The sequence below is a fragment of the Bradyrhizobium sp. CIAT3101 genome (assembly GCF_029714945.1).
GTDB lineage: Bacteria > Pseudomonadota > Alphaproteobacteria > Rhizobiales > Xanthobacteraceae > Bradyrhizobium.
Window position 1 is genome coordinate 2,884,919 of sequence record NZ_CP121634.1, and the last position, 22,378, is coordinate 2,907,296.

At 63.8% G+C, this 22,378-nt stretch carries 17 protein-coding genes and 1 pseudogene; 6 read left to right on the forward strand and 12 right to left on the reverse strand.

Features of this window, described 5'->3' with window-relative positions:
- Positions 1-32 precede the first annotated feature (32 nt).
- Positions 33-1,382: an 8-oxoguanine deaminase gene (locus QA645_RS13490; RefSeq protein WP_283050773.1), complete on the forward strand. Its 1,350-nt coding sequence runs from the start codon at positions 33-35 to the stop codon at positions 1,380-1,382.
- A gap of 100 nt (positions 1,383-1,482) precedes the next feature.
- Here QA645_RS13490 and QA645_RS13495 read toward each other — a convergent pair whose 3' ends face one another.
- The 4 genes from QA645_RS13495 to QA645_RS13510 form a co-directional block, all read right to left on the reverse strand.
- Entirely contained in the window at positions 1,483-2,559 is a 1,077-nt protein-coding gene (locus QA645_RS13495) for a BMP family ABC transporter substrate-binding protein (protein ID WP_283050774.1), read from the reverse strand.
- Between the two features lie 79 nt (positions 2,560-2,638).
- On the reverse strand, positions 2,639-3,556 hold the full coding sequence (locus tag QA645_RS13500) for an ABC transporter permease (RefSeq protein ID WP_283050775.1): 918 nt from the start codon (positions 3,554-3,556) through the stop codon (positions 2,639-2,641).
- Positions 3,543-4,634 carry an ABC transporter permease gene (locus tag QA645_RS13505; protein ID WP_283050776.1) on the reverse strand — a complete coding sequence of 364 codons (1,092 nt, stop codon included), beginning with the start codon at positions 4,632-4,634 and terminating at the stop codon, positions 3,543-3,545. The genes QA645_RS13500 and QA645_RS13505 overlap by 14 nt, the downstream gene beginning before the upstream one ends.
- Positions 4,618-6,189: an ABC transporter ATP-binding protein gene (locus QA645_RS13510; RefSeq protein WP_283050777.1), complete on the reverse strand. Its 1,572-nt coding sequence runs from the start codon at positions 6,187-6,189 to the stop codon at positions 4,618-4,620. Before QA645_RS13510 ends, QA645_RS13505 begins: the two co-directional genes overlap by 17 nt.
- 572 nt (positions 6,190-6,761) lie before the next feature.
- On the opposite strand from QA645_RS13510, the gene QA645_RS13515 reads away from it, so the two are divergent.
- Positions 6,762-7,868: a hypothetical protein gene (locus QA645_RS13515; RefSeq protein ID WP_283050778.1), complete on the forward strand. Its 1,107-nt coding sequence runs from the start codon at positions 6,762-6,764 to the stop codon at positions 7,866-7,868.
- 170 nt (positions 7,869-8,038) lie between these two features.
- Here the strand turns inward: QA645_RS13515 and QA645_RS13520 are convergent, their stop codons facing one another.
- From QA645_RS13520 to QA645_RS13545, 6 genes are read right to left on the reverse strand one after another with little or no spacing between them, the layout of a single operon-like run.
- Positions 8,039-8,518 (reverse strand): nucleoside deaminase, encoded by a 480-nt coding sequence (locus QA645_RS13520; RefSeq protein WP_283050779.1) that lies wholly within the window; start codon positions 8,516-8,518, stop codon positions 8,039-8,041.
- A 13-nt stretch (positions 8,519-8,531) separates the two neighbouring features.
- Entirely contained in the window at positions 8,532-10,064 is a 1,533-nt protein-coding gene (locus tag QA645_RS13525) for an ABC transporter ATP-binding protein (RefSeq protein ID WP_283050780.1), read from the reverse strand.
- The gene (locus tag QA645_RS13530) at positions 10,061-10,744 is read right to left on the reverse strand and encodes an isochorismatase family cysteine hydrolase (protein ID WP_254132901.1); all 684 of its coding nucleotides are present in this window, start codon (positions 10,742-10,744) and stop codon (positions 10,061-10,063) included. Before QA645_RS13530 ends, QA645_RS13525 begins: the two co-directional genes overlap by 4 nt.
- 11 nt (positions 10,745-10,755) lie before the next feature.
- Complete coding sequence (locus QA645_RS13535; protein ID WP_007612833.1) at positions 10,756-11,682, reverse strand: ABC transporter permease; 927 nt, start codon at positions 11,680-11,682, stop codon at positions 10,756-10,758.
- Complete coding sequence (locus QA645_RS13540; RefSeq protein ID WP_283050781.1) at positions 11,682-12,794, reverse strand: ABC transporter permease; 1,113 nt, start codon at positions 12,792-12,794, stop codon at positions 11,682-11,684. Before QA645_RS13540 ends, QA645_RS13535 begins: the two co-directional genes overlap by 1 nt.
- Positions 12,791-13,903, reverse strand: coding sequence for a BMP family ABC transporter substrate-binding protein (locus tag QA645_RS13545; protein WP_283050782.1), 1,113 nt, complete (start codon positions 13,901-13,903; stop codon positions 12,791-12,793). The genes QA645_RS13540 and QA645_RS13545 overlap by 4 nt, the downstream gene beginning before the upstream one ends.
- A gap of 402 nt (positions 13,904-14,305) precedes the next feature.
- Between QA645_RS13545 and QA645_RS13550 the strand changes: the two genes are divergently transcribed.
- Both QA645_RS13550 and QA645_RS13555 read left to right on the forward strand, forming a co-directional pair.
- Complete coding sequence (locus QA645_RS13550; protein WP_283050783.1) at positions 14,306-15,565, forward strand: allantoate amidohydrolase; 1,260 nt, start codon at positions 14,306-14,308, stop codon at positions 15,563-15,565.
- A gap of 97 nt (positions 15,566-15,662) precedes the next feature.
- Entirely contained in the window at positions 15,663-17,036 is a 1,374-nt protein-coding gene (locus QA645_RS13555; RefSeq protein WP_283050784.1) for a hypothetical protein, read from the forward strand.
- 101 nt (positions 17,037-17,137) lie between these two features.
- Here the strand turns inward: QA645_RS13555 and dctA are convergent.
- Positions 17,138-18,456 (reverse strand): annotated as a pseudogene (gene dctA, locus QA645_RS13560) (C4-dicarboxylate transporter DctA).
- 174 nt (positions 18,457-18,630) lie between these two features.
- Here dctA and QA645_RS13565 point away from each other — a divergent pair.
- On the forward strand, positions 18,631-20,427 hold the full coding sequence (locus QA645_RS13565) for an MBL fold metallo-hydrolase (RefSeq protein WP_283050785.1): 1,797 nt from the start codon (positions 18,631-18,633) through the stop codon (positions 20,425-20,427).
- 35 nt (positions 20,428-20,462) lie between these two features.
- On the opposite strand, the gene QA645_RS13570 is transcribed toward QA645_RS13565, so the two are convergent.
- Positions 20,463-21,476 (reverse strand): formamidase, encoded by a 1,014-nt coding sequence (locus tag QA645_RS13570; protein WP_283050786.1) that lies wholly within the window; start codon positions 21,474-21,476, stop codon positions 20,463-20,465.
- 231 nt (positions 21,477-21,707) lie between these two features.
- On the opposite strand from QA645_RS13570, the gene QA645_RS13575 reads away from it, so the two are divergent.
- On the forward strand, positions 21,708-22,376 hold the full coding sequence (locus QA645_RS13575; protein WP_283050787.1) for a TetR family transcriptional regulator: 669 nt from the start codon (positions 21,708-21,710) through the stop codon (positions 22,374-22,376).
- The last annotated feature ends 2 nt before the right edge of the window (positions 22,377-22,378 follow it).

The following is a 22,378-nucleotide window of genomic DNA, read 5'->3' on the forward strand; positions in this document are numbered from 1 at the left end:
ATTCGTTAACGACGGCGAGGAGAAACAGGTTCATGAGCGACGCAAAGCCGATCTGGATCAGGGATCCCCTGGCCATCCTCGCCGACGGCGCCGCAGGCGGCATCGTCGTTAAGGATGGCCGTATCGTTGAACTGGTGCCGGCTGGCGGAACACCGGCAACTGCCGATGTCGGGGTGTTCGATGCGCGCGAGCACGTCGTGCTGCCGGGCCTCATCAACACCCATCATCATTTTTATCAGACATTGACGCGGGCGCTGCCGGCGGCGATGGACCGCGAGCTGTTTCCCTGGCTGCAGGCGCTCTATCCGGTGTGGGCGAAGCTGACGCCGGAGCGACTCGAACTCGGCGTCACCGTTGCGATGTCCGAACTCCTGCTCTCGGGCTGTACCACCACGACCGATCATCACTACGTCTTCCCGGCAGGGCTTGAAGAGTCCGTCGACATCGAGGTCGGCGTCGCCAAACGGCTCGGCATGCGCGTGCTGCTGACGCGTGGCTCGATGAACCTGTCGCAGCGCGATGGCGGCCTGCCGCCGGATAGCGTCGTGCAGGACGAGGACACGATCCTCGCCGACAGCGCGCGCGTCGTGGCAAAGCATCACCAGCGCGGTGCGGATGCGATGGTGCAGATTGCGCTGGCACCTTGCTCGCCGTTCTCGGTGACGACCTCGCTGATGCGCGCCACCGCCGACCTTGCCGACAAGCTCGACGTGCGCCTGCACACCCACCTCGCCGAGACCGAGGACGAGAACAGATTCTGCCAGCAGATGTATGGCTGTCGTCCGCTCGACTATCTCGAGCAATGCGGCTGGCTCAATGCGCGGACCTGGCTCGCTCACGGCATCTTTTTCAACGCCGACGAGATGAAGCGCCTCGGCAAGGCGAAGACCACCATCAGCCATTGCGCGTGCAGCAATCAGTTGCTGGCCTCCGGCTGCTGCCCGGTGTGCGAGATGGAAGAGGCCGGTGTCGGGATCGGGCTCGGCGTGGACGGCTCGGCGTCCAACGACGGATCCAATCTGATGCAGGAGGTGCGTGCCGCCTTTCTGCTGCAGCGGGCGCGCTACGGCGTGACCAAGGTCAGCCACAAGGATGCGCTGCGCTGGGCCACCAAGGGCTCGGCCGCGTGCGTCGGTCGGCCGGAGCTCGGCGAGATCGCGGTCGGCAAAGCCGCCGACCTCGCTCTGTTCAGGCTGGACGAGCTGCGCTTTTCCGGCCACGGCGATGCCCTGGCTGCACTGGTGCTGTGCGGGGCTCATCGGGCCGATCGGGTGATGGTGGCGGGGAATTGGGCCGTGGTCGACGGCGCGATCCCGGGACTGGACGTCCCGGACCTCATCCGCCGGCATAGTTCCGCGGCGCGGGCGATGCACGCGGGGTGAAATAGAAGGAGGGGGCGACCACAAGTGCCGGGTGCTTCTGGCCACCCCCTCCGAACCTCCTCCGGGAGGAGCAGGTGTTTTAGCCAATGCAAGAAGCGTGCTACTTGCCCGGTAGCTTGTCGTCGATGCCCTTGACGTAGAAATTCATGCCGAGGATCTGGCCGTCCGCGAGATTGGCGCCGCCCTTGCACTCGATCTCCTTGCCGTCCTGCCCAACGACCGGGCACTTGAACGGATGCAGCTTGCCCGCGGTGATTGCGGCCTGGGCATCCTCGGCCATCTTTTTCACGTCGTCAGGCATGTTGGTATACGGCGCCATCGCGAACATGTGGCTGTCGAGACCGCCCCAGCTGTCCTCGGACTTCCAGGTGCCGTCGAGCTCGGCCTTGACGCGTTCGATGTAGTAGGGGCCCCAGGTGTCGAGGATCGAGGTCAGCTGGGTCTTGGGCCCGAACTTGATCATCTCGGAGTCCTGGCCGAAGGCGAACTTGCCGCGTTCGCTGGCGATCTGCATCGCTGCAGGCGAATCCGTGTGCTGCATGATGACGTCGGCACCCTGGTCGATCAGCGCCTTGGCGGCGTCGGCCTCCTTGCCCGGATCGAACCAGGTGTTGGCCCAGATGATCTTGACCTTGATGTTCGGGTTGATGGTCTGCGCCGCGATCATCGTGGCGTTGATGCCGGAGACGACCTCCGGAATCGGGAACGAGCCGATATAGCCGAGCACGCCGGACTTCGACATCTTGGCCGCGATCAGGCCCTGGATGTAGCGGCCCTGGTACCATTTCGACGAATAGGTCGACATGTTCTTGTCGCGCTTGTAGCCGGTGGCGTGCTCGAAATGCACGTTCGGATATTTCTTGGCGACCTTCAGCGTCGGGTCCATGTAGCCGAACGACGTCGTGAAGATCAGCTTGTTGCCGGCGCGGACCAGCTGCTCGATGGCGCGCTCGGCGTCGGGACCCTCGGGCACGTTTTCGAGATAGGTGGTCTCGATCTTGTCGCCGAGCTCCTTCACCAGCGCCTGGCGAGCGAGCTCGTGCTGATAGGTCCAGCCGAGATCGCCGATCGGGCCGAGGTAAATGAAGCCGACTTTCAGCCTGTCGGCGGCGGAGGCTGCGCCGACGCTCCCGGCAAGCAGAAGGCCGGCAGCCAGCGCAAGAAGTGATTTCCTCATCATCAATCTCCAAACATCAGGGGAAAGCCACGATCCGCGACGTGTGCGCCCCATCGCGCACGCCGCGGAAATGAACACACTAGCGGTCAGGCACGAACACGGTGCCGAGCGCGGCCGGTGCAGTCGAGCCACCGGAGCGCGCGCGGGAGAGCAGAACCAGCACGATGACGGTCGCGAGGTAAGGCAGCGCCGACATGAATTGCGAGGGAATGCCGACACCCCAGCCTTGCGCATGCAGTTGCAGGATCGTCACCGCGCCGAACAGATAGGCGCCGACCACCAGCCGGCCCGGGCGCCAGGATGCGAACACGACCAGCGCCAGCGCGATCCAGCCGCGGCCCGCCGTCATGCCGGGAATGAAGAACGGCGTGTAGGCGAGCGGCAGATAGGCGCCTGCAAGCCCGGCGCAGGCCCCACCGAACATCACGGCGAGGGTGCGGATGCGCAGCACGGGATAGCCGAGCGCATGTGCGGAGACGTGGTTGTCGCCGCAGGCACGGAGAATCAATCCCGCGCGCGTGCGATAAAGGAACCACCAGACGCCGATAATGAGTGCGATCGAGAAATAGACGAAGGCGTCTTCGCCGAACAGTACGCGGCCGACCAGCGGAATGTCGGTGAGGCCGGGAATATAAAGATGCGCGGCCGGAGTGATGCGCTCGCCGACGAATCCGGCCCCGATCAGGCCGGAGAGACCAACGCCGAGAATGGTCAGTGCGAGGCCGGTCGCGACCTGATTGACGGCAAGCCTGAGCGCCATCAGCGCGAAGATCAGCGACATCAATGTTCCCGCGATGATGCCGAACAGGGCACCGATGAAGATTGATCCGGTGAGCCACGCGCCGCCAAAGCCGCAAGCGGCACCGACAATCATCATGCCCTCGACGCCAAGGTTGAGCACGCCGGCGCGTTCGGTGACGAGCTCGCCGGTCGCCGCGATCAACAGTGGTGTCGATGCAGCGAGCACCGACAGGATGATGGCTTCAACCAGCTCCACGGGTCACCTGACGGTTCGGGAAGACCAGCTTGAAGCGGTAGAGAATGAGGGAATCGCAGGCGAGCACGTAGAACAGCAGGATGCCCTGAAAGACCTTGGTGACGTCCAACGGGATCTTCATTGCGATCTGCGCCTGCTCGCCGCCGATAAAGGTCAGTGCGAGAAAAAGGCCTGCAATTAATATTCCAATCGGATTCAGTCGGCCGAGGAAGGCGACGATGATCGCGGTGAAACCGTAGCCGGGCGAGATGCCGGGCTGCAAATGGCCGACGGGGCCGGCGACCTCGATGATACCTGCAAGGCCCGCCAGCGCACCCGACACCGCGAAGGTCAGGATGATCAGCTGGTTGGCGTAGAAGCCGCCGAACCGTGCCGCGCGCGGCGCGGCACCGACGACGCGAATCTCGAACCCCTTGATGGTGCGCCCGAGCAGGATCGCAGCCGCCGCAACGACCAGCAGCGCGATGATCGAGCCGAGATGCAGCCGGCCACCTTCGATCAGCAGCGGCACTGTCGCGACAGGATCGAACTCGGCCGTGGTCGGGAAGTTGAAGCCGTTCGGATCGCGCCAGGGGCCGCGGACGAGATAGTCCAGCAGGAGGTCGGCGACATAGACCAGCATCAGGCTGGTGAGGATTTCACTGGCGCCGAACTTCACCTTGCAGATCGCCGGGATCAGCGCATAGAGCGCGCCCGCGGCTGCGGCGAGCACGAGCATCGCCGGCAGAACCCATGCACCGGCGTCGGTGCCCTGCGTCTTCACTGCGATCCAGCTTCCGGCAACGGCGCCGATCAGGAATTGCCCTTCGGCGCCGATGTTCCAAGCGTTGGCGAGATAGCAGAGCGACAACCCGATCGCGATCATCACCAAAGGTGTCGCCTTCACCGCGATCTCCTGCAGCGAATAGCCGTCAGTCAGGGGCGCGATGAAATAGGCTTGCAGGGCGAGCAGCGGATTCTTGCCGAGGATCGCGAACAGGATGGTCATGGTCACGATGGTCAGGCCGATCGCGATGAGCGGGGAGACCAGCGCGATCGCGTTGGAGCGCTCGGCGCGCTTCTCAAGCACCAACTGCATGCGCGGCCTCCTTCGGCTCCAGGCTGCTGCCGCCCATCAACAGGCCGAGCTTTTCGCGCGTCGCGTCGCGCGTGGCGAGCGGTTCCGACAGTCGGCCGTGGAACATGACGGCGATGCGGTCGGCGATCTCGGCGAGTTCGTCGAGATCCTGGCTGGTCACCAGCACCGCGGCGCCTGCGCTCGCGAGATCCAGCAACGCCTGGCGGATGACGGCGGCAGCACCCGCGTCGACGCCCCAGGTCGGCTGGCTCACGACCAGCACCGCCGGGTTGCGCAGGATCTCGCGGCCGACGATAAATTTTTGCAGGTTTCCGCCGGAGAGGGATGCCGCTTCCGGATCGCGCTTGGCCTTGCGCACGTCGAAGGTTTCGGTCGCCTTGTCGACGGTCTTCAGTGTGGCCGCGGTGTCGATGAAGCCGTGATTGACCATGCCGCTGGCGGCGTGTCCTGTCAGGAGCGCATTCTCCGACAGCTTCATGCGCGGCGCGGTGCCGTGGCCGAGCCGCTCTTCGGGCACGAAAGCGGCGCCGAGCTTGCGCCGCTTGGTGATCGAGAGGTGGCCGGCGGCGATGCCTTCGATCACCACCGTGCCGGGATCCTTCGACAGCCGCTCGCCGGACAGTGCTGCGAACAACTCGTCCTGGCCGTTTCCGGCAACGCCGGCGATGCCGAGGATTTCGCCGCCCTTCAGTTCGAAAGAGATATGCTCGAGCCGCACACCATGTGCCTCGTCCGGCGCAAGCGAGAGGTCGTTGACGACCAGCCGCGGTATCGTCGTCTGCCGGCCTGCGGGCGCCTTCACCTCCTTGATCTCGCCGCCGACCATCATGCGTGCGAGCGATGCTGCGGTCTCGAGCCGGGGATTGCAGGTCTGGATCTTCTTGCCGCCGCGCAGGATCGTGGCCGTATCGCAGAGCCGCTTCACCTCCTCGAGCTTGTGGCTGATGTAGAGGATGGCGCGGCCTTCGGCCTTGAGCCGCTCCAGCACGATGAAGAGCTGGTCGGCCTCCTGCGGGGTCAACACCGCGGTCGGCTCGTCCAGGATCAGGAATTTCGGGTCCTGCATCAGCGCGCGAACGATCTCGATGCGCTGGCGTTCACCGACGGAGAGCTGCCAGACCTCGCGCCTGGGATCGAGCGGCAGGCCATAGGTCCTCGACACCTGTTCCAGCCGCGCCGACATGTCCTTGAAGGATTCCTTGCCGTCGAGGCCAAGCGCGACGTTCTCGGCGACGGTGAGATTGTCGAACAGCGAAAAGTGCTGGAACACCATACCGATGCCGCGGCTGCGCGCTTCCGACGGGCCGGACAGCACGATTCGATCGCCCTGCCATCGGATCTCACCGGCAGAGGGCTGGATCAGCCCATAGATCGCCTTCACCAGTGTCGACTTGCCGGCACCGTTCTCGCCGAGCAGCGCGTGGATTTCCTTCGGCCAGATGTCGATGTCGATGGAATCGTTGGCGAGGAAATCCCCATAGCGTTTGGTGAGCCCCACCGTTTGAAGCAACGGGGACTCGCCGGAATGCAGGCCGTTAGGCGTCGGATCTAACATTCGCTGATGCGCTTGCATGGGATGAAGTGCCTCAATAGTGGGCTAGTTTGAACCGCCGCGTAAGGTGTGAAAAAGCGTCATCCCTTGCTTAACGCTTCGGCAGGCGGCCGTCCGCGTGAGTCGCGGCCGTTTTCAGCCGTCGGACGTCACCGACGGCCCCTTGCACGGCTCTTGCGGTCGCGCGCCGCGCATGGCGGCTGTTGCAAATTTGTGACGGTACAAGCCAAATCGGAACCCGCTATGCAGGCTTGACGTGAAGTTGAGCAAAGTCGCGCCAGCGCTCGTATGCATTCCGCCGTGACCACGACAGGCGTCTTCGACAGTCGCGCTCGGGTTGTCGCGTCGACGCAAAAGCCAAACAGAATCAGACGGGAATGTTCGGCAAGACGTTGTCGACGGCCGCCGACGGTGCAGCATCTAACTCTGCAAAATTCCACAGTGAAGCGCGGTGCGCTGCCGAAACAAGCGGCATGCCTTGAAAAAAGTTGAGGCTTCTCACCTCAGGACTTCAGCGCAAGTGTCGCACCCAAGGGACATTCATCTTTACGTGTCCAAACTTGGGGGTATTCACGATGTCGTTTCGTTTCAAGGCAATTGCAGCAACGGCGCTGTCACTTGCTACGCTGGCCATCGGTGGCTTGGCTCACGCGGCGGATATGCAGGTCAAGGCGCCGAAGAAGGCGGCTGACCTCCCGTTCTTCCTGGTGATCGATAACCGCGTGTCGTTCTCCTGGATGCCCAAGGGCACCGATCCCGGCATGTGGAGCGTTCGCCCCGACGGCAGCATCAACGGCACCACCGCCAAGCAGGTCTACTCCTTCACTCATTTCGACCTCTGGGCCTACGGCACCAACTTCTTCACGATCTCGATGTTCAAGTCGGGTCACAATGACCCGGCCTCGCCCTGTACGGCACCTGGCGTGAACATCAACGGCACCGCCAGCAATTGCGCTGGTGCCACCGAGATCTACGGCCTGTTCCGCTCGACCTTGGGCTGGAACGAGCTGTTCAACACTAAGACCTTCACCATGGGTCCGCTGCACAACATCTCGTTCGAAGTGGGTATGGACGCCAACAGCGAGAACACCTTCCTCGCGCCCGCCAAGCGTGACGTCGTCGCCGGTCTCCAGTTCGCCTTCGACCTTCCCTACAAGGGCTATATCAACGTCGCTCCGTTGATGTACTGGGAGTTCTCGAACCACAACTCCTTCACGCAGTGCGGTCTGTTCGGCGCGGGTACGCCCGGCGTGACCTGTAACTCCGACGGCAATGTCAGCTACAACCCGACCTGGGCCGTCGAAGTCAACTACTACATGGATCTGGGTTTCCTGCCGCCGAACATGCAGTTCTGGTCGATCAGCGGCCGCGCCGGCTGGTACGGCCCGAAGGGCGACTCCAATGGACTCCCTGCGCTCTCGGGCATCGGCCGGTTCTCGACCGCGTCCAAGACCGAGCTCAACAGCGAACCGATCCGTCTGACCTTCGACGCCTCGAAGGCGGCTTGGGGTGACAAGTACTCGCACTTCGTCGATCTCTGGGTCGCCTATCGCTATTGGCAGAACAAGTTCGGCCTCGACCACAATGCGATGCCCGGCGTCTGCACGGTCGCCGCCACCGGCCAGAGCACCAAGAGCTGCACCGAGTCCACGGTTTACGGTGGTATCACTGTGAAGTTCTGATTGGACGACGATCTCCGGATGGCGCCGCGCAGGGATGCGTGGCGCCATTCGTGTTTGCGGTGAGCGACGCTGCCGTAGGGTGGGCAAAACGAAGCGTGCCCGCGACTTCTAGATGGTGGGCACGGCGCAAGGGCGCCTTTGCCCACCCTACGATACTGATTGCTGGATACCTACTTCGTCCACACGCCGTCGTGCAGGGCTTCGGCTTCGTCTTCGAGTAGCGGTCCCACGACCTCGGTCGGCCGCTGGCCGCTCGCGAACACCTCGCGACAGGGCAGGTCGAGCGTCGGGTTCTCCGGATGATTGCCGGTGACGCCGCGCAGGCGGTGCTCGCTGAGCCCGTAGACCACGCGGCCGATCCCGGCCCAGTAGATCGCGCCGGCGCACATCGCACAGGGTTCGGCGGAGGAATAGAGCGTGGCCGTCCCCAGCACCTCGCGGCCAAGCGTGCGGCATGCTTGCGTGGCGGCGAGGCGCTCTGCATGCGCGGTGCCGTCGTGGTCCGGCATGTAGCCGTTCTCGGTCTCGATCAGCACCTTGCCGTCGGCATCGACGACAATGCAGCCGAAGGGATGGTTGCCATGGGTAAGGGATCGGCGGGCGACCGCGAACGACAGACGCAAAAAGTGCTCGTCGCGCTCGCCGTTCATTGCGCCTCCGCGTTCAATGCCCCGCCATGTGCCGGCCGACCTCGGTGAGATCGGCTTCGCTGGTCCGTGCTTCATACACGAATTCGCCGTGGAACATCACCACCAGCCGGTCGGACAATTCGAGCAATTCGTCGAGATCCTCGCTGACCAGCAGCACCGCGGCGCCGCGGTTGCGCGCGGCCATGATCTCGGCGTGGATCTGCGCCACGGCCGCGAAGTCGAGGCCGAAGCAGGGATTGGCCGCGATCAGCACCTCTACCGCGCTGCCGAGTTCGCGGGCGAGCACGGCGCGCTGCACGTTGCCGCCCGAGAGCGCCGAGATCGGGGTATCCGGGGTGCGGGTCTTGATCTTGTACTGGCCGATCTTCTTCTTCGCGTCGTCGCGGAAGGCGCCGCGATTGAGCCACCAGCCGCCGCTCGCGAAGGGCGCCCGGTCGAACTCGCGGAAGGCGATGTTGTCGGCGACGCTCATACCGCCGACGCAGGCGTTCTTCAGCGGCTCCTCGGGCAGAAGCGACATCTTGTGGCGCCGCATCTCCTCGCGGCTGGCATGATAGGGATCGCCTGCGACGCGGATTTCGCCGCCCTCCGCTTCGCGCTGGCCGGCCAGGACTTCGACCAGCTGGCGCTGGCCATTGCCGGAGACGCCGGCGATGCCGACGATTTCGCCGGCGCGCACCGTGAGGGTGACGTCGTGCACCGCCGTGGCGCCGGCATCGTCGAGCGCGCGAAGCTTTTCGAGCTCCAGGCGCGGCTTGCCGGCTTCGCCGGTTCGCGGTGGTTGCACGGTCAGCTCCTCGGCGCCGATCATGGTGCGCGCCATCGTATCCGGTGTCAGCTCGGAAACCTTGCCGGCGCCAGCAAGCTTGCCGCGGCGCAGGATCGTGACCTCGTCGGCGAAGGCCATGACCTCGCGGAATTTGTGCGTGATCATCAAAATGGTCAGCTCGCCCTTGACGACCATGTCGCGGAGCATGCCGAGCACCTCGTCGGCTTCCGCCGGCGTCAGCACCGAGGTCGGCTCATCCAGGATCAGGAAGCGACGCTTCAGATAGAGCTGCTTCAGGATCTCGCATTTCTGCCGCTCGCCGGCCGAGATGTCGGAGACTTTTGCAGAGAGCGGCACCCTGAAGGGCATGCGCGCGAGGAACGTTTCGAGTTCCTTCATCTCCTTCGCCCAGTTCACCACCGCCGGCACGTCGTCGCGCGCCAGCACGAGGTTTTCGGCGACCGTCATGGCCGGGACCAGCGTAAAATGCTGATAGACCATGCCGAGGCCGAGCGCGTGAGCATCCTTCGGATTGGCGATCGCCTGCTCGCGGCCGCCGACGAGGATGTCGCCTTCGGTCGCGTGGTAATAGCCCATGATGCATTTGACGAGCGTCGATTTGCCGGCGCCGTTCTCGCCGAGCAGCGCGTGGAACGATCCGGGCCGCACTTTCAATTCGACATTGTCCAGTGCCAGGAAATCGCCGAAGCGCATGGTCATAGCGATGGCGTCGACGCCGAAGGCGCCGACAAGCGGAGGCGGCTCGCCGATGATCACGAAATCGCTCCGATGAAGGCATCCGACGTCGAGACGGCGCCGAACACGCCGCCCTGCATCTTGATCATCTTCAGCGCGTGATCGTGGTTGCTCTTGTCGGTCGCGCCACAGCAATCGTGCAGCAGAACGCATTCGAAGCCGCGGTCATTGGCCTCGCGCATGGTGGTGTGGACACAGACATCGGTGGTGATGCCGGTGAGAACGATGTTCTCGATGCCACGCACGCGCAGGATCAGCTCCAGATCGGTGGCGCAGAACGAGCCCTTGCCGGGCTTGTCGATGATGGGCTCGCCGGGCAGCGGCGCGAGCTCCTCGATAATGTCCCAGCCGGGCTCGCCGCGCACCAGGATGCGGCCGCACGGGCCGGGATCACCGATGCCGGCGCCGATCTGGCGTGAGCGCCAGCGCTTGTTGGCGGGAAGATCCGAGAGATCGGGGCGGTGGCCCTCGCGGGTATGAATGATGTGAAAGCCTTGGGCGCGCATAGCTGTGAGCAGCCTCTTGATCGGCTCGATCGGCGCTCGTGTCAGCGAGAGATCATAGCCCATCTTGTCGACATAGCCGCCGACGCCGCAGAAATCGGTCTGCATGTCGATGATGATGAGCGCGGTGTTCTGCGGGCGGAGATCGCCATTGTAGGGCCAGGCGTAGGGCTCGGACTTGAGATAGCGCTCGGGCATGATTGGGCTCTCTAGCGGGTGATCGACAATTCGGCCGGGGCTCCGGTCAGCGTGCGTTTCGGCGAGCAGGTGATGATCATGATCGCCAGCGTCAGGATGTAGGGCGCGGCGTTGAAGAGGTGATAGCCGGAGGTGACCCCGACCGATTGCAGCGCCGGTCCGAGCGCCGCCGCGCCGCCGAAGGCGAGCGAGGCCCACAGGCAGAGCAGGGGATCCCAGCGCGCGAAGATCACGAGCGCCACGGCGGTGATGCCCTGGCCGGAGGAGAGGCCTTCGTTCCAACTCCCGGGATAGAACAGCGACAGGAACGAGCCGCCGATGCCGGCGAGGAAGCCGCCGACCATGGTGGCCCGCAGGCGGATCAGCAGCACGGAATGGCCCATCGCGCGCGCAGCATCCGAACTCTCGCCGGCGGTGCGGATGAGAAGGCCCCACCGCGTGGTGCGGAAGGCCCAATAGAGGATCGGTGCCAGCGCGACGCCGATCAGGAACAGGACGTTGACGCGGAGCGCGGCGCGCACCTGCGGGATGTCGCTCCACCAGCCGAAATCAATCGCGGGCAGCCTTGGCGCGGTCGGCTCGATCAGCGGCTTGCCGAGATAGAAGGCGAGGCCGGTGCCGAACAGCATCAGGGCGATGCCGACCGCAACGTCGTTGACGCGAGGCAACGAACAGATGCCGGCATGTAGCGCACCGAGAAGCGCGCCGGTGATGCCGGCGGCGAGCACCCCTAACCATGGCGAGCCCGTGAGATAGGAGATGCCGTAGGCGCTCATCGCGCCCATCACCAGCGTGCCTTCAAGGCCAAGATTGATGCGCCCCGAGCGCTCTGTGATGCACTCACCCAGGCTTACGAACAGGAACGGTGTCGACACACGGATGGCGCCACCGAGCACGGCGAGCGGGACGGTCCAGAGTCCGATCGATCCGTCTGCCATCAGGACTTGCCTTTCAGGAAACCGATGCGGCCGTAGAGCGCATCGCTGGCGAGCACGAAGACGAAGATGATGCCCTGGAGCACCAGCACGGACGCGTCCGGCAGTCCGAGGCGGCGCTGCAACAGACCGCCGCTGGCGCTGATGCCGCCGAGCAGGATCGCGACAGGAATGATCGCAAGCGGATTTTGTCGGGCGAGGAAGGCAACCAGAATGCCGGTGAAGCCATAGCCTGCCGCGAGATTGGCGTTGGTGCGGCCTTGCACGGCGGCAACCTCGACCATGCCGGCAAGACCAGCGGCGCCGCCGGCGAGGAAGCAGATGGTCAGGATCAGCTTGCTGACGCCGAGGCCGACGATCTTGGCGGCGCGGATGTTGCCGCCGGCAACCCGCGCGGCGAAGCCGAACACGGTGTGATAGATCAGGATGTAGGCGGCGACCGCGGCGATCAGGCCGAAGACGAGCCCCCAATGCACGTCGGTGCCGGGGATCGTGCCGATCATGTTGGCGGCGCCGATCTCGCGTGTCGACGGCTTGTTGAGGCTCGCGGGATCCCGCATCATGCCTTCGACGAGGTGATTGAGGATGGCGAGCGCGATGTAGACGAGCAGCAGGCTCGAGATCGTCTCGTTGACGCCGCGATACTGCCGAAGCGCGCCGGCCAGCATGATCCACAATCCACCGCCGATGACGCCGGCTATGACCATGGCAATCTGCACGACGAGCGGGGGCATGCCCTGAAGCAACAGCGCGGCGCTCGTCGCCGACAGCGCGCCGATCAGCAATGCGCCTTCACCGCCGATGATGACCATGCCGAGTTGCGCCGGCAGCGCCGTACAGAGCGCGGTGAGGATAAGGGGCGCTGCACGCGTCAGCGTGTTCTGCCAGGAGAACCAGGTGCCGAAGGCGCCGTAATACATGTAGAAATAGAGGTCGAGCGGGTTCTTGCCGAACAGCATGACGAAGATGCCGAACACCACGAGCGCGCCGGCGAGCGCCGCGCCCGGGATCAGGACATATTCGATCGTGCCGCCGTGGCGTTGGAGAAACCCCGGCTTGGCGGCCGGGACAACTGCCCCGACCGCCTCGGCGGAATCCGCTGCTTCCGCTGTCACGAAGTCGCTCCGATCACGCCCTCGACGAGATAGTCCATCTTCTCGAGTTCGGGATCCTTCTGGCCGCGATCGGTGCCGGCCGCGATCACCGTCTTGCCCTTGTTGTCGACGAGGCCGCCCTTGAAGATGGCAAACCCGTCCGCGGACAGGAATTTGGCCTTGGCTTCGTCTGCCGCCTTGCGCGCCTCGGCCGAGACGGCCTCGCCATAGGCCGAGACCTTCACGATCTCTTCCTTCAGGCCGCCGCGGTAGAAATTCGGGATGCCTTCGCCGGCGGCGATCATCTTGACGAACTTCGGATAGAGCGCTTCCCAGTTCCACTCGGCGCCAGTGAGATAGGCCTTGGGCGCCAGCGCCGACTGGTTGGTGTGATAGCCGCAGACGAAGGCGCCGCGTCGCGCCGCGTTCTCGACCATGGTCTTGGGGCCGTCGACGTGGCAGGTCAGCACGTCCACACCCTGGTCGATCAGGCTGTTGGTGGCTTCGGCCTCCTTGACCGGCATCGACCAGTCCCCGGTGAAGATCACCTGCGTGGTGGCCTTCGGATTGACGGACTTGGCGCCCAGCGCAAAGGCGTTGATGTTGCGCAGCACCTGGGGAATCGGCTTGGCTGCGACGAAGCCGAGTTTGCCGCTCTTCGACGTCAGGCCCGCGACGATGCCGGAGATGTACTGGGCTTCGTCGATATAGCCGAAATAGCTGCCGGCGTTCTTCGGGTCCTTGTCGCTCCACAAGCCGCCGCAGTGCTCGAAGCGCAGCTTCGGGTACTTGGCAGCCATCTTGATCATGTGCGGATTGTAGTAGCCGAACGAGGTTGGGAAGATCAGCGTGGCGCCGTCGAGGTTGATCATGGACTCGATCGTCTTCTCGACAGCGTCGGTCTCCGGCACCTTCTCTTCCTCGACCACCTTGAGGCCGGGAATCTTCTTCAGCGCCGCAGCGCCTTGCGCGTGCGCCTGGTTGTAGCCGTAGTCATCGCGCGAGCCGACATAGATGAAGCCGATGGTCGTGTCGGCCGCGAAGGCCGGACGGGCGCCGGTCGCCGCGCCGAGGGTGAGGGCGGCACCGCCCTGCAACAAATGCCGTCGTGAAATCCTGCCAAAGTCCATTGGTTGCTCCCTTGGCGGATGAACCGCCTTAATCTCGCGGCCGCGCCGGTCTGGCGGAGCCCGGGATAGGATGTCGCAAGCTTCGTGCCAGAGGCTGCGGAGCGGGCATTTCCTCGTAAGATATTGAAAAATATCAGATATAATCGAAGTTGGAGTCCTGATCAGGAAATCAGCAGATTAAATTATGGGCAGTATCTTCTGATTGTATGCAAGGTAGTTAAGCAGCCTTAACCGGCTCTCACGTGCGCATGATGGGACTGGGACGGTCGGCCGATCACCCGCATTCATGCTAACCACGCGCTGGCTTGAAGTGCGCCGGCTGCCTGAATTCGCTGGCACCGAACTTGTATCGGTTAGGGTTGCGACCGCCCGCGCGGTCTCCAGAATGAAAGCTTGATCGAGATGGCTGCCGTGACCGCCGTTCAAAATGCATCGCTCGGCGAGGAGATCGTGCGTCGGATCAACGAGCTCGCGGCGATCTCGGAAGAAGACGGCAAGCTCACCCGCATCTATCTCACCGAGGAACTGCGCGCGGCTTCGGACCTCATCCTCGGCTGGATGCGCGAGGCCGGCATGAGCGCCCATCTCGATGCGATCGGCAATGTCTGCGGCCGCTACGAAGGCGAGCGGCCGGGAGCACCCTGTCTGATGCTCGGCTCGCATTACGACACGGTGCGTGACGCCGGCAAATGGGACGGACCACTTGGTGTGATCACGGCGATTGCCTGCGTCGCCGAGCTCAACCGCCGTGGCGAGCGCCTGCCGTTTGCGCTCGAGGTGGTCGGCTTTGCCGACGAGGAGGGCGTGCGCTTCGCCTCGACGCTGCTTGGTAGCCGCGCAGTCGCCGGCACTTTCGACGAGAGCGTCTTGAACACGCGCGACCGCGACGGCGTATCGATCCGCGAAGCACTCGTCAAATTTGGCCTCGACCCCGACCATATCGGCGCGGCGGCGCGCGCCCGGCGCGAGCTGCTGGCCTATGTCGAACTGCACATCGAGCAGGGGCCGGTGCTCGAAGCGCAGAATCTCCCCGTCGGTGTCGTCACTGCGATTGCGGGCGCCACGCGGCTGGCGGCTCGGCTCACCGGAATGGCAGGCCACGCCGGCACCGTGCCCATGGCACTGCGCCGTGACGCCCTCAGTGGCGCGGCCGAATGCATTGGCGCGATCGAGCAGTTTTGCCGGACCGACGAGGCCGGCCTGGTCGGCACCGTCGGCTATATCCAGGCGAGGCCCGGCGCGACCAATGTCATTCCGGGCGACGTATCGTTCACCATCGACATGCGCGCGCCGACCGATATGCATCGCAAGCGCGCGGTCGCCGACGTCGTCCGGCAGATCGAGGCCATCGCAAAGCGCCGGCAACTGGCGCTTCAGCTCGACGTCACCCATGAGAACCGCACCGCACCGTGTGCGCCCTGGCTGAAGGATCAGATCGCGCACGCCATCGCCGCCGAAGGTTTTTCCGCCTTCGAACTGCCGAGCGGAGCAGGGCACGACGGCATGGCGATGATCGATATTGCCGATGTCGGCATGATCTTCGTCCGCTGCCGCGGCGGCATCAGCCATCATCCGGACGAGCATGTCGAGCTCGCGGACGTCGACGCCGGCGCGCGGGTGCTGCTGCGGGTGATCGAGAATTTCAGGCCGCGGGAGGGCTAAGGCCCCCGCAAGTCACCGGGTAGAGATACGAATCAGACAGGGCTAAAATAGCGACTGCCCAGCCGCGGGATCACCAGACATCAGCCGACGTAAGCGAATGAACAGCGATATTTCCTTTCCAGCCCATCGAGAGAACCGGTTTTACCAGGGCATGGCCGCGACCTTTGTCGCCAATGCGCTTCAGGCGGTCAATTTTCTCGGTGATCGTTTCCTGAGACAGTCGCATCATTCCTTGTCGGCGATCGAGGACCTTTACCGGCACTCGATGGACAGCGCCTTTTCGGTGACCGAGGCGTTCCTCGTCACGGGCGCGCCGCACGCCTCCGCCTACTACCCGCGCGACTTCGCCTGGTTCTATCCCGACGTTCTCGACCCCGAGACCATCATGGATGCGCAGGACGCGGTGCGCCGGGCGCGGCTGCTCGAAAAGAGCGTGCGCCTGTTGCTGGAGGCGGTTCGCGCCGACGTCGTCACGACGACCATCGTTCCAGCGGGACGCGGCCGGTATCTCGGCGTGAACTATTTCTCGCGTCCTTCGGATACGCTGCTCGGCATTCTCGCCGGTCTCCAGCAGATGCTCTCCGCCGAGGAGCGGGCGTCGTCCTATCTGGCGATGTCGCAATGCGCGCATGCCGGTCGGCTGTTGCTGGCCGAATACGGCGGCGATCTGAAGCGCGCGATCCTGAAGCTCGCGGGCGAGCTCGAGCCGTTCGACGTTGACGGCGTCCGATATTTGCTGTGCGACGCCAGCGGGCCTCGCTCTGCGGCAACGGACACGCGCGCCGAGCGCCGGCGTTTTGTCACCAATGCCTGCGTCTACACGACCTTCGTGTGGGGCGTGCAGCTCGGTGTGGTCGACGAGAACGAGCTGAAGCGCCTGCTCGGGCGCGACCTCAGGCAGTATAAGCGGGACCTGCTCCGCCTGTTCGGCAAGGACGGCTATATCAGGCATTCGCTGGATGGACCGGCGGGCACGCCGGTGTCCCTGGTCGCGCTGGATTTCGTCGGCGTGCATCGCGGCTTCTGGGACATGAACGATGCGCGCGAGCGCGCCTCGTTTGCGGCCACGACGGATTTGATCATTGCCGAGCCGCGCTTCCGCATTCCGAGCACATTCCACTTCCTGGTGTCGGCGGATAATCCGCGCAACAAGATGATTCACAAGATCGCGGCGCCGGCCTATCAGGGGCGCTCGTCCTGGCCGACGTTCAACGTTGAGTTCGCGGATCGCATGCTGGACTTCGACGAGGCCTCAGGCAGCGAGACCTACCGCGCCTGCGCGCAAGGGATATTGAAGGACATTCGCACCGCGACCGAAGTCCACGGTGGCTATCAGGAGCTGATCTCCGAGCAGGGCCTGAAATACCGCACCTGGGCCTACAAGGGCGCGGTCGCCCATTCCTGGTTTCCACGCTTCCTGTCGGTCTGGAGGAGGGCGTATGGAACGCCGCTCCTCCAGTGGAATGACTGACCTGCGGACAAAGCGCGATGAGACGAATCGTCATCGCGCCTGGGTTATTGTTTGAGCATGATCTTTTCGGAAAACCGCTGCGCACTTTTCCGGATCATGCTCTAGCCCGCCGTCACATCCACGAGCTCGCCACCCTCGAGAACCTTGGCCGCCTTGGCGCGATCGAGGTCACCTTCCCAGGCGGCCACGACGACCGTCGCCACGCAATTGCCGATGAGGTTCCCGACTGCGCGGGCCATGCCGATGAACCAGTCGACCGACAGCACCAGCACGAGGCCGATCGCGGGAATGCTCGGCACCGCATTCAGCGTGGCAGCGAGGATCACGATCGCCGAGCCGGTACGCCGTGCGCACCTTTTGACGTGATCAGGGAGACACCCAGGACCAGCAGGAGATCGCCAAAGGACAGCGGCGTGTTCGTGGCCTGCGCGATGAAGACGACGGCAAGCGTCAGGTAGATCGAGAAGGCGTCGAGGTTGAAGGAATAGCCGGTCGGAATGACGAGACCGACCACGGAATCCTTCACGCCCATCCGCTCCAGCTTCTTCATGATCTGCGGCAGCACGGCGTCGGAGGAGGCGGTCGCGAGCACGATCATCAGCTCTTCGCGCAGGTAGGCGAGGAATTTGAGGATGTTGATGCCGGCGAGCGCCATGACGCCACCGAGCACGCCCAGCACGAAGATGCCGACCGAGACGTAGAACAGCATGACCAGCGAGACGAGCTGTTTCAGCGAGCCGACGCCATATTTACCGACGGTATAGGCGACCGCACCGAGCACGCCAAGCGGGGCAACGCGAACGATGAGCCCCATCACGCGGAACAGCACCGTCGAGGCCGCGTCGATCATCGAGGTCACGAGCGCGCCCTTCTCGCCGCCGACCAGCGCGAGGCCGACGCCGAACAACACGGCGAAGAACAGCACCTGGAGCACGTCGTTGCGCGACAACGCGTCGAACGAAGTGGTCGGGATCACGTTCATCAGGAAAGAGCCGATGCCCGCGCCCTGCAGCTTGTGGGCGTTATCGGCATAGGTGCTGAGCGCCTTGGCATCGAGTGTCGAAGGATCGATATTCATGCCGTGGCCGGGGCCGAAGACGTAGGCCAGGATAAGGCCAACCACGAGCGCCACCGTCGTCATCGCTTCGAAATACAACAGCGCCTTGACGCCGACGCGGCCGACTTTCTTGAGATCGCCGGCGCCGGCAATGCCGTGCACGACGACGCAGAACACGATCGGCGCCACGATCATCGAGATCAATTTCAGGAAGGCGTCGCTGAGGATCTTGAGGCTGATGGCGAAGTCCGGGGCGACCACGCCGAGGATGATGCCCAGGATCAGCGCCGCCAGCACCTGGACGAACAGCGAGGCGTAAAGTGGCTTGCGCTCTGCGGCCGGGGCCGCGGCAATGGTCGACATGATGACTCCCCCGTTTTGGCGTTCAGAACGTCACAAAGGAGCAACAACCGTGCCAGATTGTCACGATTTGGCGCTGGCGACCGGCCGATCCTGCCGCCGGTACGCCGATTTTGGTCCCGTCGAGCGGCAGAACCGATAGGATACCGCTCCAGGTACGATGGCTCGGAGGAACTGATGCAAGTTCAGTTTTGGGGCACACGCGGTTCGATACCAAAGCCTGGACCCACCACCATCCGCTATGGGGGCAACACGCTCTGCGTCGAGGTCAGGACGGCGCGTGGGACGCTCGTGATCATCGATTGCGGGACGGGTCTCCACGGCCTGGGCCTCAAGCTGATGTCCGGAGGCGTCAAGAATCTCGCCGGCCATATCCTGATCAGCCATACGCATTGGGATCACATTCAAGGCGTTCCGTTCTTTGTCCCGTTCTTCGTGCCAGGAACCAAATGGGACATCTACGGACCGAAGGGGCTCAACCAATCACTGCGGGAGACGCTCGCAGGACAGATGCAGCACACGTATTTTCCGGTCACCACCGACGAGTTTGGCGCAACGATCCGCTATCACGACCTGGTGGAGGGCACCTTCGAGATCGACGACGTCAAGGTGACCACGCAGTATTTGAACCATCCTGCCCTGACTTTGGGCTATCGCCTGGAGGCCGACGGCGTCACGGTCGTGTACTGCTGTGACCATGAGCCATTCTCCCGCGCCCTTGCCGACGGGAATGGGGAGTTTTCCGCTCTGGATCAGCGGCATGCCGATTTCATCGAAGGCGCGGATCTGCTGATCCACGATGCGCAATACACCGCGGCGGAGTATCCCTCGAAAGTCGGCTGGGGCCACAGCACCGGTGAGTTCGTTGTCAAATTGGCGCAGCGGGCCCATGTGAAGCGTGTTGCATTGGCACATCACGACCCGATCCGAAACGATGACGCAGTCGAGCGCATCGTCGAAAAGCTGAGAGCTGATCTGCGCGCTGACGGATCGGCGCTCGTTGTCTCAGCGTCGGCTGAAGGGGAGGTCATTTCCCTGGAGCCGTCAGACGCCCGTGCGCCGCACGTGGCTGGCGAGGAATTCAGCGCCCTGACGCCCCTGGAGCCGGCACTGGTCCAACGCTCAATACTCATCAGCGTGACCGATCCCAAGATTGCCACGGCGCTCACAGACGCAGCGCGCGCCGAAGGCCTTCGTGCCAATTTCTGCGCAAGCGCCGAGGCCGCGCAAGCGATCATCTCCAGGGACCCGCCGTCACTGGCAATTATCGACCGCGATGCAGCTCGAGACAGTCGGGGCATTTGCGAGGCGATCCGCGGGATGAACGACGACAACCTCCCGGTTGTAGCGATTGCCGGAGATGAGGATACCGAGGATGGCGTCAAAGACTGGCTCATCACGCCGTTCACGGAGAGCTATGCGCGCACGAAGATGCGCGCGTGGGTTCTGCGGGAAGCCTGTCGCTGGGTACGGGCACCGGTGCCGGAGGATGAGGAGAAAAGGCTGGCGTCAATGCGCGAACTTGGACTTCTCGACAGCCCGCCGGAGGAACGGTTCGATCGGATTACGCGCCTTGCGGTGGCTCTGTTCAACGTGCCGATGGCAACCATCACTTTCATCGACGAGAACCGTCAATGGTTCAAGTCCCGGCGAGGGGTTGCTGTGCAAGAGAATCCTCGCGACGTCTCCTTCTGCGCCCACGTCGTCTATCATCGGGAGCCGGTCATCGTGTCCGATGCTCTCCGGGATGACCGCGTTGCCGACAATCCACTGGTGCGTGGCGGGCCGCGGATCAGGTTTTACGCCGGCTATCCGTTAAATCTGGCCGACGGGACCTGTATCGGTACGCTCTGCTTGCTTGACACCCGCCCGCGGGACATGTCCGAGGATCAGCTGGCGCAGTTAAAGGATCTGGCGGGGATCGCCGCGGATGAAATCCGCGCGATCGACTCCAAAGTTAAGCGGTTTGCGTAGCAATTCGTTTGCTGCCGCCTCTCGGGCGCAGACCTTTATTCGGCAGCCCTTGCCGTCTTTCCGAACATCCGTGTCGGTGCCGGGAAGCCGCAGGAGGTGCCGTCGGTGACCTTGACCTGGTCTTCCCATGGCAGCCGGTAGGTGCCCGCGACCATGTCCTGCATGAAGGTGTAGGGGCAGTCCATCGCGCCACCCTTCACCGCGACATAGCCACGGTGCCAGAGCTGGTAGATGTTGTTCTCGACACCCCAGTTGATGCGGGCTTCGCGTACGAGGTCGGGGCGCACCTCGGCAGTGATGATCTCGTCGGCACGGCCGGTGGTGCCGTGCGCCAGCACGCTGCCGTCGAAATTGACGATCATGCCTTCGCCCATGGAATCGAACGAGCCATCCGAACCGCACATGCAGACATTGGCGGTGACCATGAGGTTCTGGAACGAATTGGCCTGGTTGGTGAAGCGCCAGGAATTGCGGATCGGCGCGGTGTAGCCGGCGGTGCGGATCATGATCTCCGCGCCCTTGTAGGCGCATTCCCGCGCCATCTCCGGGAACATGCCGTCGTGACAGATGATGAGTGCGATCTTGGCGCCGTTCGGGCCTTCGATCACGGGAATGCCGATATCGCCGGGCTCCCACGGCTCGACCGGAATCCAGGGATGAAGCTTGCGGTAATAGAGCTTGATCTCGCCGTGGTCGTCGATGATCAGGCCGGAATTGTAGGGATTGCCGTGCGGGTTGAACTCCATGATGGAGAAGCAGCCCCAGATCTTGTTGTCGATGCAGGCCTTCTTGAATGCCGCGACCTCCGGCCCATCGAGCCGGCACATGATCTCGGGATTGGTGTCCATCGAGAGGCCGTGCAGCGAGTATTCGGGGAACACCACCAGATCCATGGTGGAAAGATTGCGGCGGGCCTTGCCGACCATCCAGACGATACGCTCGGTCTGCCTGGCGAGATCGGCCTTGGTCACGACGGTTGGCAACTGCAATTGCACCAGCCCGATGACCACACCCTCAGGCGATTTGTTCAGCCCGCCAAGCCCGTTCATGATCAGCTCCCTCCGTCGGCTCCCTTGCCGTCCGCGCGACGCCGTTGCGCGCAGTTCTCGGCCGAGCAAATCCGATTTTGACGACGCGCAAAAGTCCATTTTTCAGGCGGCAGGCGATAGCCGTGCTCGCCTGGGTCGCCGCCCCGGAGCGTGCAGGCGCCCATTGTCGCGGCGCGGCGTGCCTCAAGTCTCGGCTTGACCCTCCAATCCGCCTGATGTCAGACTTATGACATGAGTACAGCAAAGCGACATATCGCCAGCCTTCGCGACGAATATGCCGAGATGACGCGACAGCGCATCGTCGCGGCCTTCGTCGAGACGCTGGAGGATGAGGCGGCCGACGACATCTCAATGGCCGCGGTCGCCAAGCGGGCAAAGGTGGCCGAGCGAACCATCTATCGGCACTTCAAGACCCGCGCCGAGCTGTTTGCGGCGGCCGGCGAGTGGATCGAGGACAACGTCTTCAGCTACATTCCTTTCACCTCGCCCGACGAGCTGCCGGATATTTTCCGCAAGCTGTGCAAGCGGTTCGACCGTCACCCGCATCTGGCGCGCGCCATCGCGATGACGCGGGCGGGCCGCCGGGTGCGCGCCGGTTTCCGACGGCATCTGATTGACCAGCATCGCAAGGCGATGGCGCCGCTGGTGCGGCATCTCCCCGCAAAGGAGGTCCGACAGGCGGAGGCGCTCGCCTCCTACCTCAACAACGTGCTGGCCTGGAACGCGATGCGCGAGGACTTTGGCATGTCCAGCGCGGAGGTCGCCGACACGGTCGAGTGGGCGCTCACGACCCTTTTGAACGATGTCCGTCAGCGCGACGCCGCCGCGGCGCGCAGCGGCAAGGTCGGCAAATCGCCGCGCAAGCGAACCCCGGCGCGCGAAAACACCGCTGCAGAGTGAGG

Excerpts from the sequence above, each read along its gene's own strand:
- QA645_RS13490 (WP_283050773.1), top strand. The coding sequence starts at position 33 with ATGAGCGACGCAAAGCCGATCTGGATCAGGGATCCCCTGGCCATCCTC.
- QA645_RS13495 (WP_283050774.1), bottom strand. The coding sequence starts at position 2,559 with ATGAGGAAATCACTTCTTGCGCTGGCTGCCGGCCTTCTGCTTGCCGGG.
- QA645_RS13505 (WP_283050776.1), bottom strand. The coding sequence starts at position 4,634 with ATGCAGTTGGTGCTTGAGAAGCGCGCCGAGCGCTCCAACGCGATCGCG.
- QA645_RS13510 (WP_283050777.1), bottom strand. The coding sequence starts at position 6,189 with ATGTTAGATCCGACGCCTAACGGCCTGCATTCCGGCGAGTCCCCGTTG.
- QA645_RS13515 (WP_283050778.1), top strand. The coding sequence starts at position 6,762 with ATGTCGTTTCGTTTCAAGGCAATTGCAGCAACGGCGCTGTCACTTGCT.
- QA645_RS13520 (WP_283050779.1), bottom strand. The coding sequence starts at position 8,518 with ATGAACGGCGAGCGCGACGAGCACTTTTTGCGTCTGTCGTTCGCGGTC.
- QA645_RS13530 (WP_254132901.1), bottom strand. The coding sequence starts at position 10,744 with ATGCCCGAGCGCTATCTCAAGTCCGAGCCCTACGCCTGGCCCTACAAT.
- QA645_RS13535 (WP_007612833.1), bottom strand. The coding sequence starts at position 11,682 with ATGGCAGACGGATCGATCGGACTCTGGACCGTCCCGCTCGCCGTGCTC.
- QA645_RS13545 (WP_283050782.1), bottom strand. The coding sequence starts at position 13,903 with ATGGACTTTGGCAGGATTTCACGACGGCATTTGTTGCAGGGCGGTGCC.
- QA645_RS13550 (WP_283050783.1), top strand. The coding sequence starts at position 14,306 with ATGGCTGCCGTGACCGCCGTTCAAAATGCATCGCTCGGCGAGGAGATC.
- QA645_RS13555 (WP_283050784.1), top strand. The coding sequence starts at position 15,663 with ATGAACAGCGATATTTCCTTTCCAGCCCATCGAGAGAACCGGTTTTAC.
- QA645_RS13565 (WP_283050785.1), top strand. The coding sequence starts at position 18,631 with ATGCAAGTTCAGTTTTGGGGCACACGCGGTTCGATACCAAAGCCTGGA.
- QA645_RS13570 (WP_283050786.1), bottom strand. The coding sequence starts at position 21,476 with ATGAACGGGCTTGGCGGGCTGAACAAATCGCCTGAGGGTGTGGTCATC.
- QA645_RS13575 (WP_283050787.1), top strand. The coding sequence starts at position 21,708 with ATGAGTACAGCAAAGCGACATATCGCCAGCCTTCGCGACGAATATGCC.